This is a genomic window from Cohnella cellulosilytica (genome assembly GCF_042431195.1).
Lineage (GTDB): Bacteria > Bacillota > Bacilli > Paenibacillales > Paenibacillaceae > Cohnella > Cohnella cellulosilytica.
Genome location: NZ_JBHMDN010000033.1, coordinates 138,527 through 151,370, shown reverse-complemented (window position 1 = coordinate 151,370; position 12,844 = coordinate 138,527). Strand labels below are relative to the sequence as shown.

18 protein-coding genes are annotated in these 12,844 nt (G+C 59.0%); 8 read left to right on the top strand and 10 right to left on the bottom strand.

Going from position 1 to position 12,844, the window contains the following annotated elements:
- Nucleotides 1-81: 81 nt before the first annotated feature.
- Genes ACFFT4_RS23155 through ACFFT4_RS23145 form a run of 3 tightly spaced genes read right to left on the bottom strand, consistent with a single transcriptional unit; the run spans nucleotide 82 to nucleotide 966 of the window.
- On the bottom strand, nucleotides 82-486 hold the full coding sequence (locus ACFFT4_RS23155) for a hypothetical protein (RefSeq protein ID WP_378051246.1): 405 nt from the start codon (nucleotides 484-486) through the stop codon (nucleotides 82-84).
- A 19-nt stretch (nucleotides 487-505) separates the two neighbouring features.
- Nucleotides 506-751, bottom strand: a complete 246-nt coding sequence (gene yidD, locus ACFFT4_RS23150) for a membrane protein insertion efficiency factor YidD (protein WP_378051245.1) — start codon at nucleotides 749-751, stop codon at nucleotides 506-508.
- Nucleotides 748-966 (bottom strand): hypothetical protein, encoded by a 219-nt coding sequence (locus tag ACFFT4_RS23145; protein WP_378051244.1) that lies wholly within the window; start codon nucleotides 964-966, stop codon nucleotides 748-750. Before ACFFT4_RS23145 ends, yidD begins: the two co-directional genes overlap by 4 nt.
- A 151-nt stretch (nucleotides 967-1,117) precedes the next feature.
- Between ACFFT4_RS23145 and ACFFT4_RS23140 the strand changes: the two genes are divergently transcribed.
- Nucleotides 1,118-1,378, top strand: a complete 261-nt coding sequence (locus ACFFT4_RS23140) for a hypothetical protein (RefSeq protein ID WP_378051243.1) — start codon at nucleotides 1,118-1,120, stop codon at nucleotides 1,376-1,378.
- A gap of 187 nt (nucleotides 1,379-1,565) precedes the next feature.
- On the opposite strand, the gene ACFFT4_RS23135 is transcribed toward ACFFT4_RS23140, so the two are convergent.
- Together ACFFT4_RS23135 and ACFFT4_RS23130 are read right to left on the bottom strand one after the other, a co-directional pair.
- On the bottom strand, nucleotides 1,566-1,766 hold the full coding sequence (locus tag ACFFT4_RS23135) for a hypothetical protein (protein WP_378051242.1): 201 nt from the start codon (nucleotides 1,764-1,766) through the stop codon (nucleotides 1,566-1,568).
- A gap of 70 nt (nucleotides 1,767-1,836) precedes the next feature.
- Nucleotides 1,837-2,298 (bottom strand): hypothetical protein, encoded by a 462-nt coding sequence (locus ACFFT4_RS23130; RefSeq protein ID WP_378051241.1) that lies wholly within the window; start codon nucleotides 2,296-2,298, stop codon nucleotides 1,837-1,839.
- Between the two features lie 169 nt (nucleotides 2,299-2,467).
- Here ACFFT4_RS23130 and ACFFT4_RS23125 point away from each other — a divergent pair, with 169 nt between their 5' ends.
- The 6 genes from ACFFT4_RS23125 to ACFFT4_RS23100 all read left to right on the top strand — a co-directional run bounded on the left by ACFFT4_RS23125 (nucleotide 2,468) and on the right by ACFFT4_RS23100 (nucleotide 4,541).
- Complete coding sequence (locus tag ACFFT4_RS23125; RefSeq protein ID WP_378051239.1) at nucleotides 2,468-2,704, top strand: spore germination protein; 237 nt, start codon at nucleotides 2,468-2,470, stop codon at nucleotides 2,702-2,704.
- Between the two features lies 1 nt (nucleotide 2,705).
- On the top strand, nucleotides 2,706-2,912 hold the full coding sequence (locus ACFFT4_RS23120; protein ID WP_378051238.1) for a spore germination protein GerPB: 207 nt from the start codon (nucleotides 2,706-2,708) through the stop codon (nucleotides 2,910-2,912).
- Between the two features lie 16 nt (nucleotides 2,913-2,928).
- A complete protein-coding gene (gerPC, locus tag ACFFT4_RS23115; protein WP_378051236.1) occupies nucleotides 2,929-3,624 on the top strand; it encodes a spore germination protein GerPC in 696 nt (231 codons plus the stop codon).
- 7 nt (nucleotides 3,625-3,631) lie between these two features.
- A complete protein-coding gene (locus ACFFT4_RS23110) occupies nucleotides 3,632-3,913 on the top strand; it encodes a spore germination protein GerPD (RefSeq protein ID WP_378051235.1) in 282 nt (93 codons plus the stop codon).
- Entirely contained in the window at nucleotides 3,903-4,310 is a 408-nt protein-coding gene (locus ACFFT4_RS23105; RefSeq protein ID WP_378051234.1) for a spore germination protein GerPE, read from the top strand. The genes ACFFT4_RS23110 and ACFFT4_RS23105 overlap by 11 nt, the downstream gene beginning before the upstream one ends.
- Nucleotides 4,311-4,403: 93 nt before the next feature.
- Nucleotides 4,404-4,541 carry a sporulation protein YjcZ gene (locus ACFFT4_RS23100; RefSeq protein ID WP_378051232.1) on the top strand — a complete coding sequence of 46 codons (138 nt, stop codon included), beginning with the start codon at nucleotides 4,404-4,406 and terminating at the stop codon, nucleotides 4,539-4,541.
- A gap of 77 nt (nucleotides 4,542-4,618) precedes the next feature.
- Here the strand turns inward: ACFFT4_RS23100 and ACFFT4_RS23095 are convergent, their stop codons facing one another.
- The 3 genes from ACFFT4_RS23095 to ACFFT4_RS23085 all read right to left on the bottom strand — a co-directional run bounded on the left by ACFFT4_RS23095 (nucleotide 4,619) and on the right by ACFFT4_RS23085 (nucleotide 10,080).
- Nucleotides 4,619-6,319 (bottom strand): PucR family transcriptional regulator, encoded by a 1,701-nt coding sequence (locus ACFFT4_RS23095; RefSeq protein ID WP_378051231.1) that lies wholly within the window; start codon nucleotides 6,317-6,319, stop codon nucleotides 4,619-4,621.
- 729 nt (nucleotides 6,320-7,048) lie between these two features.
- Nucleotides 7,049-7,636: a zinc-ribbon domain-containing protein gene (locus ACFFT4_RS23090; RefSeq protein ID WP_378051230.1), complete on the bottom strand. Its 588-nt coding sequence runs from the start codon at nucleotides 7,634-7,636 to the stop codon at nucleotides 7,049-7,051.
- 398 nt (nucleotides 7,637-8,034) lie between these two features.
- Nucleotides 8,035-10,080, bottom strand: a complete 2,046-nt coding sequence (locus tag ACFFT4_RS23085) for a beta-galactosidase (protein ID WP_378051229.1) — start codon at nucleotides 10,078-10,080, stop codon at nucleotides 8,035-8,037.
- A 118-nt stretch (nucleotides 10,081-10,198) separates the two neighbouring features.
- On the opposite strand from ACFFT4_RS23085, the gene ACFFT4_RS23080 reads away from it, so the two are divergent.
- On the top strand, nucleotides 10,199-11,086 hold the full coding sequence (locus ACFFT4_RS23080; RefSeq protein WP_378051228.1) for a helix-turn-helix transcriptional regulator: 888 nt from the start codon (nucleotides 10,199-10,201) through the stop codon (nucleotides 11,084-11,086).
- On the opposite strand, the gene ACFFT4_RS23075 is transcribed toward ACFFT4_RS23080, so the two are convergent.
- A complete protein-coding gene (locus tag ACFFT4_RS23075; RefSeq protein WP_378051227.1) occupies nucleotides 11,014-11,742 on the bottom strand; it encodes a DUF1361 domain-containing protein in 729 nt (242 codons plus the stop codon). The genes ACFFT4_RS23080 and ACFFT4_RS23075 overlap by 73 nt on opposite strands.
- 29 nt (nucleotides 11,743-11,771) lie before the next feature.
- Nucleotides 11,772-12,755 carry an aldo/keto reductase gene (locus tag ACFFT4_RS23070; protein WP_378051226.1) on the bottom strand — a complete coding sequence of 328 codons (984 nt, stop codon included), beginning with the start codon at nucleotides 12,753-12,755 and terminating at the stop codon, nucleotides 11,772-11,774.
- Between the last annotated feature and the right edge of the window lie 89 nt (nucleotides 12,756-12,844).

The window sequence follows — 12,844 nt, the reverse complement described above, 5'->3', positions numbered from 1 at the left end:
GCCTGTCTATTCGTCGCCTCGAAACCCGCCGCGTTCAGCGAGTCCGCCGTTGCCGACTCGAGCAGCCAGACGTCATCAAGGTCAATCGATATCCCATATTTTCCAAACGTCGTCGGTAAGTCGGGATTTAATAAAAACGTACTGGCTGGTGAAGCTCTCTCCCGTCGATACGACATCCTCGGCCAAAACCACGGCAACCACCGCCTGCTTTTGTTCCTGTATGCCGATATCCTCTGTCAGCCTGACGGTCCTCAGCTTGAAGTTCGGCAATCCGTTGATCGGGCTGTCGGCATAAAACAGCTTCAGGTACTCGCTTTCGTTGTCATCCTGCGAATACTTGATTCTTTGATTGATCAGTCGGACGATGTCCAGCTCGTCTCCCGCGTACGCATCCTCCGGGATATACTCCGCCTTCGAGCCCTTCCCGCCGGAGGCGCAGGCGGACAACAGCAATACGAGACCGAGCGCCAACAGCGCCTTTTTCACGACAAATCCCCCTCCGGGCTCATGCAAGCTCATTCCCGGTTTTGCGCTCCGGCACCGGGTCGAAGCCACCCGGATGGAAAGGGTGACATTTGCAGATTCGTTTGAACGCCAGGTACGAGCCTTTGGCCGCCCCGTGAACCTCGATCGCCTCCAGCGCGTAAGCCGAGCAGGTCGGCACGAAACGGCAGGTCGGCGGCTTCAGCGGCGAAATGAACTTGCGATACACGCGGATGGGCGCCTGCAAAGTGCGACGGGCGATCTTCATTGGACTTCCGGCATGCCCGCTGCTGCCGCCTCCTTGCAACCGCCGAACGCTTCGACCTCGAACTCTCCCTGAACGTCTGCCCCCGTCGCCGGACGGAAGCGGGTCGGGAGCGTCTTCCCGCCTTGCAGGCCGATGATAGAGTGGTGATGGTGCCGCCCGGTAATGCGAAGCCCATGCCGGGACATTCTCTGTCTGATGCCTTCCGCTGTTCTCACGAGATCCCTCCCGCAAAACTTTTATTCTTTTTACTATGCAGCAAAGCCGAGCCCGCGTCAAACGCCGCCAACATGTGGGCGAGCTCTTAGGCCATCGAACAGGCAATGGGGATCGGCCGCCGTATAATGTACAACATCCCAAGGAAGGAGAATGATCTACGTGTCCGATCATCCGAAATGCAACAGCAAAGCCGTTTTCGATCCGCCGCAAACCGTATTCGAAGATTACTATCATCCGCAGCACGTCGATGTCGTTCATCAGGTTCAAGTGATTCGGCGGCATCACTGCGTCCCGGTGTATCATCATAAGACCAGCGTATCCGTTAAAGACGTATACTGCGGGGATTTCGAAGGCGCGGAAGGCTGCGAGGGCGGCGTCCGCACGTCAAGCTGGAGAAACAAACGCCGCTAAGACGCGCGCGCCAGCCTAAGCTCTCCGATCGCCGTCCCTGGCCCGCAGCCGGGGACGGCGCCTTTTTTTCACGGCGATTGCCTTCTCCTCCTCTTCCCCTCGCGGGAAACCGCTTGCACAACACGGCACACCAAAGAAGCCGCCTCGCATCCGATCTACCCGCGCGAGCGGCCCTCCGGCTTTCCGTTCAAGAAAACCACGTGTTTACCACGAGCACCATCGTAACGAAAGAAACCGCCGACAGCCCCAGGTAAATGCCCCCTTGACGCTTCTTCAATTGGAAAAAGCGCAGCACGCCCATGCTCAGGAACGATCCGATCAACATAATGAAGATGACTCCTGCGATGAACAGACCGAGCGACACTTGGGATACGTCCGTAATTTCCACTGCCCTTGCCCCCTTAACGAATGCCTGATCCGAATTTCCGAATGTTCGTTTCCACTAGCATTATAACGTTTTACGTCTGGATAAACAATTCGTATTCGGACTTTTCCGCAGGCTTCCGTTTAAAGCGCACGACGAGCTGGCGTTCCTTCTTCATTACGGCCTTCCCGCTGCGCGGATAGACGCGGCAAGGAAACCGGACGATCCGCTTCTTGCCCTCCGGGAGCCCGGCTATTTTTAGCCGCTCCGACGTTGCCAGCAGCTGCAGCGTACGGACGTCGACCTCCGGGGCGAGCCGAATCTCGACGTTGACGTATTTCTCGCCCTGTTTCGTTTCTGCCCGGACCACCGGACGGTCCGCGGTATGCGTGCCGACCTTGGCGCTCTGCAGAATCTTCTTTACATAATCGTTCATCCAGCCGGAGTCTCCCGTCCGGTCCCAGTTCTCCGCCATCTCCCACGGAATATCCTTGCCGAGCCATTTCCGGAGCTCCTTCCAATCCGGAAGCGGCCCGCTGTCAAAAAAAGAAACCAACGCCGTCTCCTCCCCGCCTGATAAGTCCGATAACCGGGCCGCCCGCCCAGACACCTTCCCTTCATTCTATGAACCCGGCGTCCCCGCCGTTCCCGCCGCCGCGGAGAACCTCTGGGCTGATGCCTTCATACACTGTCTATGAGCTTACCCGGAAGGAGTCGTCATGCCCATGCCCTCCATCATCGGCAATGTCAAAATCCTCAGCATCGGCAGCAGCGGCGTCGTCCAGTTCGGCGATGCGATTCAGATCTCTCCTTCAAGCACGAACAAAACCTATGCCGGCGCCGGCTCATTCCTGACGGGCGATCTGTCCCGCAGCAACAACGCAATCAGCGCCACGAATACGAACGATCCCGACGTGCAGGATTCCAGCGAAAACAACGTCGGAAACTCGGGGGTTGTCTGACATGACCTGGAACGTGCAGCAAACGATAACGATCGGCCAGCTCCGAATCGACGGCATTACGAATTCCTCCGTTCTGCAGATCGGCAGCGCGGGCAGCATCCAGTCTCTGTCCCAGCTGTACAATACCGGCGGTTTCACGGAGCCGGCTCCCGAGCTGGGCGAAGAGCTCTCCGCCCTCTCGCTTGTGCCTTTGCCCAATCCGACCTAAGAAAGGGGCAATGAAGATGCGGCAGTCCCCGCAGCCCAACATGTGGAGCGGCGTCTACCAGTCGCCCCAGCCCGGTACGTATCCGAACGCCGCGCCGACTGGCCCGGCCCCGAATTCCTGGAGCGAGATGACGCAGCGTCTGTGCCTTGCGGAAAACCGGCTCAAACAGATGACGGACCAGCTTACGTCCCTGCAGCAGCAATTGGATGAAATAAAGAGCAAGCCTCCCTTGCACGTCGAATACCATTTCGATCAATTGAAGGTGAACCGTCTGGAAGGAACGCTGAACGTAGGCATTGCCCCCCAGGGCGCTCCGGATATCGAATCCCTGGAGACGCCCGGATTTGCCGGCTGGAAGGCCGCTCCCGACAGCAACGACGACGCGCGCGAGCCGATGCGCGAGCTGCAGCAGGAAATGGCGGCATATATGGACGGGGAAGCGTACGAGGCGCTGATCGGACTCGAGCGGCAGTTCGGCATTTCTCTCGGCGAAGAGCTTCGCAGTCAGATTGTCTCCGACGTCAAGCGGCAGCTGAACGAGCGGGTTCATTACTACGTTCGCTCCGAAGCTTACCCGGTCCAAGGAACGAGGGAGGAGCAGCGCAAATGGCGGGAAGCGATCAAGGAGAAAACGATGCGCGACGTTCAAGGCGCCTTCGTCGCTTATTTGAGCAAACAGCAGCAAATTCGAAAGACCGCGGAAAGGGGGTAAGCGAAACATGACAGCTCCATTGTCTCTGAACGTAACGAACGGACCCGTGTCGGTCGGCTGCATCGATCTGCTCGGCGTGTCCAGCTCGTCGGCGCTGCTGCTCGGCGATACCGAATCGATTACGCTGTTCTCCTACTTCGACACGCCGCCCGAGTCGGTGCTCGTCTCGCCGCTGGCTCCGCTGCCTCTGCCGCAGGCCGCAAGCGAAAGCGAAGCCCCAAACGAAGTCGGAGCCGTGAACGAAAGCGAGACCCCAAACGAAGGCGAGGCCGAAGAAAATGAGCTATGACTGCAGAAACACGACGCTGCTCCGTCTGTTCGTAAACACCGTCAGTTCGTCGGGCATCGTACAGCTCGGCGACGGAGGGAACACCGAAATGTCGTCGTGGGCAATCGCGGTGCAGCGAGCGGTCGCGAACTTCGAGGATGACGAGTTTTTTTTCGAATCTTATCCGATCTTCTATCTGCCGAAGCTTGTTCCGGCGGCCGAAGTCCCCGTCAGCTTCAAGAGCGAATCGCCTTGGCCCACCCAGCACGTCGGCTGCGTTCGATCGCTCGGCGTCTCCAGCTCCTCCACCCTTCGCGTCGGATGCAGCGGCCCGGTTGAAGGCGTCTCCCGGATCAAGCATATCCGCCATTTCAATCAACCCGGGTATCCGCTGAAAAACGGGGATGAATCCCCCTAAGGGTACAAACGTACAGGATTTCGCCCGCCCCCCGTCATATGCTGGGATTGTGATTCGCCGTCACAAACACATGAATACGGGAGGTTTTCAACTATGGGTTATCCGGTAGCAGGTGCGGCCGGCGCGGCCGGTTGCGGTTACGGACCGACAGGCGGAGGTTACTTCGGAACGGCTGCGTTCGCCCTCGTTCTGTTTATTTTGCTGGTCATCATCCTGCGTGCAGGCTACTAATCCGGCCTCGGCAATCGCCAAACCCAAACACGTCTCCGCAAAGATGCGGAGACGTGTTTTGATTGCCGCCCAATCGCTCAATCCTGCGCGGAACCCGGCGTAATCTGGCCCAGCTTTAACGCCAAATGAAGCTGCAGCCGATCCTCGGGATCGTCGAACGAAACGCCCAGTATCGTTTGAATTCTCTCCAGGCGGTAGACGACCGTGTTGTAGTGGGCGAACAGCTTTTCGGAGGTGAGCTTGATATTCCCGTTGCAGCGAAAGAACATTTCCAGCGTCTCCGTCAGCCTTCCGCCTCCCTTGCGGTCCGCCAACTGGAGCGGCAGGGAATAACGGTTCAAGAACTGCTCCCGCTCCTCTCCGGAAGGAATCAAGTACAGCAGGGAATACACCCCCAGCTTATCGTAAGCGACAATCTCTCCCGGCAGCCCGCACACTTCGGCCACCTGGCGGGCATACTTGGCCTGCGTCCAGCTGCTCTGCAGCCCGCTCGGGCGCTGAACCGCTCTTCCCGCGTACAGCTTCAGCCCGGGCTCGCCCAGATGCTCCCTTAATTGCTCCGACAGCTCGGTTAACGCGGCGGTCAGCGCGGAATCCCGTTCGTCACCGGCGAGCTTCTCCGGCGAAATCGGCAGCACGGCGGCCAGATCCTCGCCGACTTGTGCGACAAGCAGCCCTTCGCCCGCGCGCCCCCGTTCCGAACGAAGAAGCCGGCACGCCTCCCGGAGACGATCCGGCGAGCCTCCGCTTGCGGGCAATCCGATCAACGCGGCAACGAGCGCCGTCCCGTCCGGAATCAGGCAGCCGCACACATCGGCCCTCAGCCTCCAATCCGCATCCGAGACGATTTTCCCCGTCAGCCAGTCGTGCAGAAACCGGTCCAGATATTCGTCTTCCACCTCACGCACCGCTTCGACGTTGGCCAATTCCAAGCCGACCAGCAGCGACAGCCTGTCGATGCTGAGCTTGTCGAGCGTTCTCAGCTTCCGGCGATGCTCGAGCGCCGCCAAATACGACTGCTTCGTCTTCTGCTCCGGAATCGATTTGACATAGACGCGGCAGGAAGCATTCGGCAGCGGAACGTACCCGTCGCTCGCCCCCCGGTCGATCTGCCGATAAGTCAGCGATTGCAGCAGCGGCCATATTTCCGCCGTTTCCTTGTCTCTGAGGCTTTGGGATAGCCAGGCGTTGTCACGCTCGCGGACGACGGCGACCGGATTGCCGAGCATCGTCTCCATCTCGTCCAATATCGCGTACAATCCTCGTCCTTCCAGCAGCAGCGCCGTCAGCTTTTTCAAACGGCCGTTAAGCTCGGCCAACATCGCGTTCTCCCGCAATACCGTCCGTTCCGTAACGACGGACGACAGTTCGGACACGCGCAGCTCCCCGGAAAAACGGATCAGGGGCACGCCGTATTTCTCCGCTTCCGCCAGCATTTCGGGAAGCAAGCCTCCGCGAGATTCGGCGGGAAAATCGTAAATGACCAGACCCGCGATCCCGCGCTTCGCCAATTCGGGGATAATCCGCTTGAACGCATCGGCTTTCTTGCGGAACTCGCTTCCCGCGACGACAAGCAAATCATCGGCCTTCGCCCTGGCAAAGGCTTCTATGGACTCCGAGGCATGCACTCGCGCGATCGGCCGACTTTGCGCGCTGCGTTCGCCGGCAAGCAGTCTCGCGGACTTCATGATCGGCAATAACAGCAAATCGGCTACCGTAAACAGCGCCTCTTCCTCAGGAGAATCGATATGCGTTTCTTCGCGCGGCATGATGGTCATGAAACTTGCCTCCTTCTATGCAAAACCGCCAACCATGTAATATATACACTCAGAATATACCCGGAATATACCCGAAACCTATCTCCCGACAGCTCGAATGACTTTATATGTTATATATTATAACATAATTATTGAAATGTCTTTAGCGAATTTGATTAAAAGGCTGGAGGTTTCGGGATATGCTTGACCATTTCAGGCAGGCATCGTTCGTCAAGGTTACATTAGTTGACGTATGAGGAGTTCGTTGGCTGGGCGGACAGTTCTCTTCTCTTTATGGCCCGAGGCGGCCCCAATAAAAAAACAAGTCCGCGTCCGGATCAACTCCGACGGAGACTTGTTTCTGCGAAAACCGGCCAGCTGCCGACTTTTTATGAGCGCAATATTCGATTTTTCGAGTATCGCGAGTCAATTTGGGCCATTTGCTGGCGCAATATTCGATTTTTTCGAGTATCGCGAGCCGATTTGGGCCATCTGTGGGCGCGATGTTCGATTTTTTCGAGTATTGCGAGCCGATTTGGGCCCTTTGCTGGCGCAATGTTCGATTTTTTCGAGTATCGTGAGCCAATTTGGGGCATTTGTGAGCGCAATGTTCGATTTTTTCGAGTATTGCGAGCCGATTCAGGCCATTCGCGGGCACGATGTTCGATTTTTTCGAGTATCGTGAGCCGATTCAGGTTACGCTCTCTCTCCCGCGCCGGCCGCTGGTGCCAACGCACATGCGATGAGAGCTTACGCGCGGGTCGATTGTCCGCAGGCCGGGCAGAAATGACTGTCCGCGTACAGCGGAGTACCGCAGCTGTTGCAGATTTGACGCAGATCGACGCGGGCCGATTCGGCCTCCGCCTGTTCCGCTTCGATCGCTCCATCCGCCTCTTGCCGAGCGCCCGATTCCTCTTCCGATTCCTCCGGCACATGAAGATCGACTTGGATCGGTTCCTTCTCGACGACAGGCGCCGGGAAGGCGTAGCCGCAGGACGGGCAGAATCTCGTATCCTCGGGCACCCGCTTGCCGCACGCTTCGCAGTCCTTCTCGTTGCGAATCGCCTTGATTCTGGCGTCCAGCACGGCGATTTCCTCGCGGATCGCGGTAATCTCCTCGCACTTCGGCGTCACTAACGCTTCCGCGGTGGACAGATCGTTCGCCAAGTGAGCGTCATAGACGGCTTCGCCGATGGCGGCGTACAATTTATCGATATCCTTGCGTTTGCCGGAGATTTGATTGTTCAACTTGGTGATTTCCACGGTCTGCTGCGCCTTCTCGGTTGCCGTCGTTACCCCTTTGCTGACCGAATCCGTAATTTTTTTGAAAAAGCTCATCCGAACTCTCCTCTCTATGCTCGCATAAATTGAACCCTGTGAACGAAGAAGCTCGTTCCCTTCCGAAAGGACGGTTAATCTATATATTATCTCATACGTCGACAATTTCACATGGTTCCAACCGCTTATTCAAATTCGCCAGCATCCGTGAAAAATAGGAAAAGAGCATGGGTTTTCCACCGCCAAAAGACGGGAAACCCCCATGCTCCAACCGGAAGGGGCGCAGACCGCTCCCCGCAACTTCCAGGTCCCTCTCACTATCGGGCAACTTAGAAACACCACCGACTCCACCCGCACCGCCAACACGATCGACATGATCGGTACAACGAGCGCCGCCGACACTACCGACTGCCAACACTACCGCTACTTATAAAGCCCAGCAGTACCGATCCATACGCCTAGCCGTCCAGCCGTACGATCCACAAGTCCCGGCCCGGCAGCTCGGCTGCTCCGCCCAGCTTGCGGCCGCTCAGCACGTCCGTGCCCGTTCGCGCTCCCAGCGATACGGAAGCGGCCTCCGCGTTATGGTTCAGAACGAACAAATAGCTCGTTCCATCCTTCTCCCGCAACGTCGTCTCGACGCCTTCCGGAGCGGCGGCGACCAGCGGCGCGATGCCTTGGGATGCGCACAGCTTCGGCAGCCAGTCCTGCAGGAACGCCGCCTCCGGACTTGTCGCCAAGTACCAGGCCTCCCCGGCTCCGAACCGGTTGACCGTCAGCGCCGGCATCCCCGCGTAGAAATCCTCGCCGTATTCGGCGACAACCTCGGCTCCTTCCGAATGAACGAGGTCGCAGAGCATCCCGCAGGCGTAGCTCTCTTTCAGCCCGTCTCCCGGAGCCCGCACGATGAGCCTATTGCTCTGGCTCGGCAGCAGCGCGTCGATCTCCTCGGCCCAGATGCCGAGCAGCTTGCGCAGCTCTCCCGGATATCCCCCGGGCGTGACGAGATCGCTCTCGTTCACGATGCCGCTGAAGAACGTCGTAACGAAAGCCCCGCCCGCCTCCACATACTCTTCCAGCCTCCGAGCAACCCCAGGCTTGACCATATAAAGAACCGGAGCGATGACCAGATCGTAGCTGCTCAGATCCGCTTCCACGGATACGACGTCCGCCGCGATATTCGCCTGGTACAGCGCGTCATATATTTTATGCGCTTCCGCGACGTAGCTCAAGGCGACGGTCGGACCGCTGGACAGTTCGACCGCCCACCAGTTCTCCCAGTCGAACAGGATGGCGACCTTCGCCTGCACGCGCGCGTCCAGCAAGGAATCTCCCAGCCCATGCAGCTCCTGCCCCAGCGCGGCGCACTCCCGGAATACCCGCGTATGCTCGTGGCCGACGTGTTCGATAACCGCGCCGTGATACTTCTCGCACGCCCCGATCGAGCGGCGCAGCTGGAAGAACATAACCGTGTCCGCGCCGCGCGCCACCGCCTGGTAGCTCCACAGCCGCATCACGCCGGGACGCTTAAGCGAATTGTACGGCTGCCAATTTTGCTGGCTCGGCGTCTGCTCCATCAGCATGAACGGCTGGCCGTCCTTCAGTCCGCGCATCAGATCGTGCATCATCGCCGTATAGCTGTGCGGCGTATCGAGGCCGGGATAGTTGTCCCATGAAACGACGTCCAGCTCCTTGGCCCACTTCTGGTAATCCAGCTGTTTAAAAGCGCCCATCAGGTTCGTCGTCACCGGGATGTCCGGCGTATGCTTCTTCACCGCCGCGTATTCCAGCTTGTAGCACTCCAGCAGGCTATCCGATTGGAAGCGGCAATAATCGAGGGAGATGCCCTGGAAGTTGGACGCCGTCCGGCCGTTCGGTCCGCGCCACTCCTCGCTCAGCGCGCTCGGAGGCACGATATCCTCCCAGTCGTAGAACGTATGCCCCCAGAACGCCGCGTTCCAGGCCCGGTTCACCTCCTCGATCGTTCCGTAGCGGCTGCGCAGCCACTCCCGGAACGCTTCCGCGCAATTGTCGCAGTAGCAGTAACCGCCGTATTCGTTGGAAATATGCCAGATGAGCAGCCCCGGGTGATCCTTGTAACGCTCGGTCAGCTTCTCCGCCATCCGCACCGCGTATTTCCGATACGTCGGGCTGTTCGGACAGGAGTTATGGCGGCCGCCGAACTTGCGCTTGCGCCCGTCGAAATCGACCCTCAGCACGTCCGGATATTTCCTGGCCATCCAGGCCGGATGAGCCGCCGTGCTCGTCGCCAGGCATACGCCGACGCCGTCTGCGTGCAGCCTGTCCATCATCTCGTCCAGCCAGCCGAATTCGTACGTCTCCTCGTCCGGCTGGTTGCGCGCCCATGCGAACACGTTCAGCGTCGCGACATCGATGCCGGCCAGCTTAAACATTCTCAGATCCTCGTCCCAGACCGGCTTTTCCCACTGATCCGGGTTGTAGTCCCCGCCGTACCAGATTTTCGGCTTGCGTGCGTTAATCATCGAAGGCACACCTCATCGTATCGTAAAATGTCGTTTCTAATCCGATTATATAGCCGATCCGCCCCTTGTCCCATATAATATAAATGACAAACGATATAAGAAAACGGAGGTTTTCGAAATGCTGAGGAGAGTCGTGCACCCCGTTCCGGCGGAAGCTCTGCCGCTGCAGATGGAGACGATCGGCCTCAACCCGGAGCAGGAGCCGATCCGGCGGCCGGAGGGCTATCCCTGCTTTCACTGGCTGCAGACGATCGAGGGAGAAGGCGAGCTGCTTGCGGACGGCCTGAGCTTCCGACTTCCGGAGCGCTCCGGCGTTCTGCTGCCCCCGACGTCGCGCCATGCGTATTTTGCCAGAAGTCCGGTCTGGAAAACCTATTACGTTACCTTCACGGGAACCTCGGCCGCCGCGCTCGCCGCAGAGCTGGTCGGAGCGCTGCCCGGCAAGCTTCACTGGGATGACGGCGACGATGCGATTACGGACCAGTTGGAAAAAATGCTGAGGCTTGCGGAGGTCGGGACGGATGCGTCGGGGTGGCAAAGCTCCGCGGAATTGTACCGTTTTCTGACGCTGCTGAGGACGAACGGCAGGCGCAACCACCTGCCGTCCCTTAACCGCCGTTTGGAGAGAATGCAGGAGCTGCTGCAATGGCTGGAAAAAGAATACGCCAACCCCGATCTGGGGCTGGCGGCGATGGCGGAAATATTGGGGATCGGCCAGCGGCAGCTCAACGAGCGCTTCCGGCAGTCGTTCGGACAGACCGCCTACGCGTATTTGATCCAGCTGCGCCTGCGCAAAGCGAAGGAATGGCTGCCCTCGCGGCCGGACTGGAGCGTGCGGCGGATCGGGGAGGCGGTCGGTTTTCGCGACGCGAGCCATTTTGTCGCCACCTTCCGCCAGAAGGAAGGGCTGACGCCCGAGCAGTACCGCAGGCTTCACGGCCCTTCGCCAATCCCGCCGGACGAGGAGGAGGCGCTCCGGTTCCGGATAAGGAACAACGAGATGTAGACGATCAGAATGAGCATGCCGAACAGCAGCGTGAATCCGACCGCCTGCTTGTTGATTCCTTCCAGCACGCCTTCGATCAGACGGAACGGGCTGAACAGCACGTCCCAGCTGTTCAACCGGACGACTCTGCCCAAATAGACGCCGAAGCCGCCGAGGAAGGACACCGTCAAAATAAACGCCCACCCCATCAGCCGTCCGAAGTAATGGGCCACAATTTCATGGAAATGCCGCATCGACAAGTAACCGAGCAGCAGCCCGCACCAGGAGAACAGGAAAAAGAGCACAAGATCGTACCACAGCAGCAAGCCGTCCCGATCGTATCGGATGTAGAACGAATCGAAGATAAGGTGGATAAAATCAGTTGTCAAATAAGGCGCGTTCGGATACAGCAGCAGCCAGGCGACGCCCAGCAGCGCCAGCCCCGCGCCCATGAGCGCTCCCTTGGCGGCGCGAACGAGCGTCATCGCGGCCATCGAGACGATCAGCGGCAGCCAGGCCAGAAACAAATTCCACAGCAGAAAACGATACTGCACATCCTCCATCCGCTGCGCCCTGATGGCGATCAGCGCCGCGCACAGCACCGACGTCGCCGCCAGCACGTAAAACAGCGGCTCGACGATCCGGGGCGCGAATTGCGGTTTGCCCTTTTTCCTCATTCCCCCTCCTCCTCGTTCCCGAATAGTCTCTAGTAGGAGCCGCGAATATGTTCGTGGACTTTGTCCGCGTAGAACGACGCCAGTCGCGCTTTCTCTTCCTCCGTAAAAGAAGGAACGGCTTGCGCGGCAAGGTTGTCCTCGACCTGCGCCACGTTCTTGAAGCCCGGAATGACGCACGAGATTTGCGGCTGATCGAGAATCCAGCGCAGCGAAGCGCGGGTCATGCTGTCGCGTCCTTCGGCGATCCACGCCAGCTCCTTGGCCAGCTCGACCCCTTTGCCGAACGGCAGTCCCGCGAAAGTCTCGCCCACGTTGAAGTGCTGGCCGTCGCGGTTGAAATTCCGGTGATCCTCGCTCTCGAACCGGCTGTCGTTCGTGAATTTGCCCGTCAACAATCCGCTCGCAAGCGGCAGCCGGACAAGCAGGCCAACCTCACGCTCGGCCGCTTGGGGCAGCAATTGCTCCAGCGGTTTCCGGCGGAACAGGTTGAAAATGATCTGCAGCGCCTGAACGCCCGGCTGCCGCAGACAGAACAAGCCTTCTTCGACGCTCTCGACACTGACTCCGTAAGCGCGGATTTTTCCTTCCCGCTGCAGCTTGTCGAGCACTTCGAACACCGAGCCCTCCTGCAGAATCGCCAGAGGCGGGCAATGAATCTGATAGAGATCGATCGTCTCGCGCCCCAGACGCTTCAGACTGCCTTCGCACCACTCGCGAACGCGGGCCTCCGAATAGGAAGCAAGGTCGTGGATGTCGCCGGCGCGGCAGAACTTCGTCGCAATATGGATGCGATCCTCCTTGCCCTTCGTCGCCTGCGCCAGCAGCCGCTCGCTGCGCCCGTCGCCATACACGTCGGCGGTGTCGAAGAAGTTGACCCCTTCGTCCATCGCCTTGTCCAGCGCCCGCAGCGACTCCTTCTCGTCCGTCTGTCCCCACGATCCTCCGATCGCCCACGTTCCGAAGCTGATTTCGCTCACGGTTAATCCCGTTTTGCCAAGCGGCCGATATTTCATCTCCAAGGCTCTCTCCTTTGCCTTCAATCTATGAACGCGCGTCCATCGCGCATCTGTTCCCAATTGTACCAAAAATAATACGCCTTGCC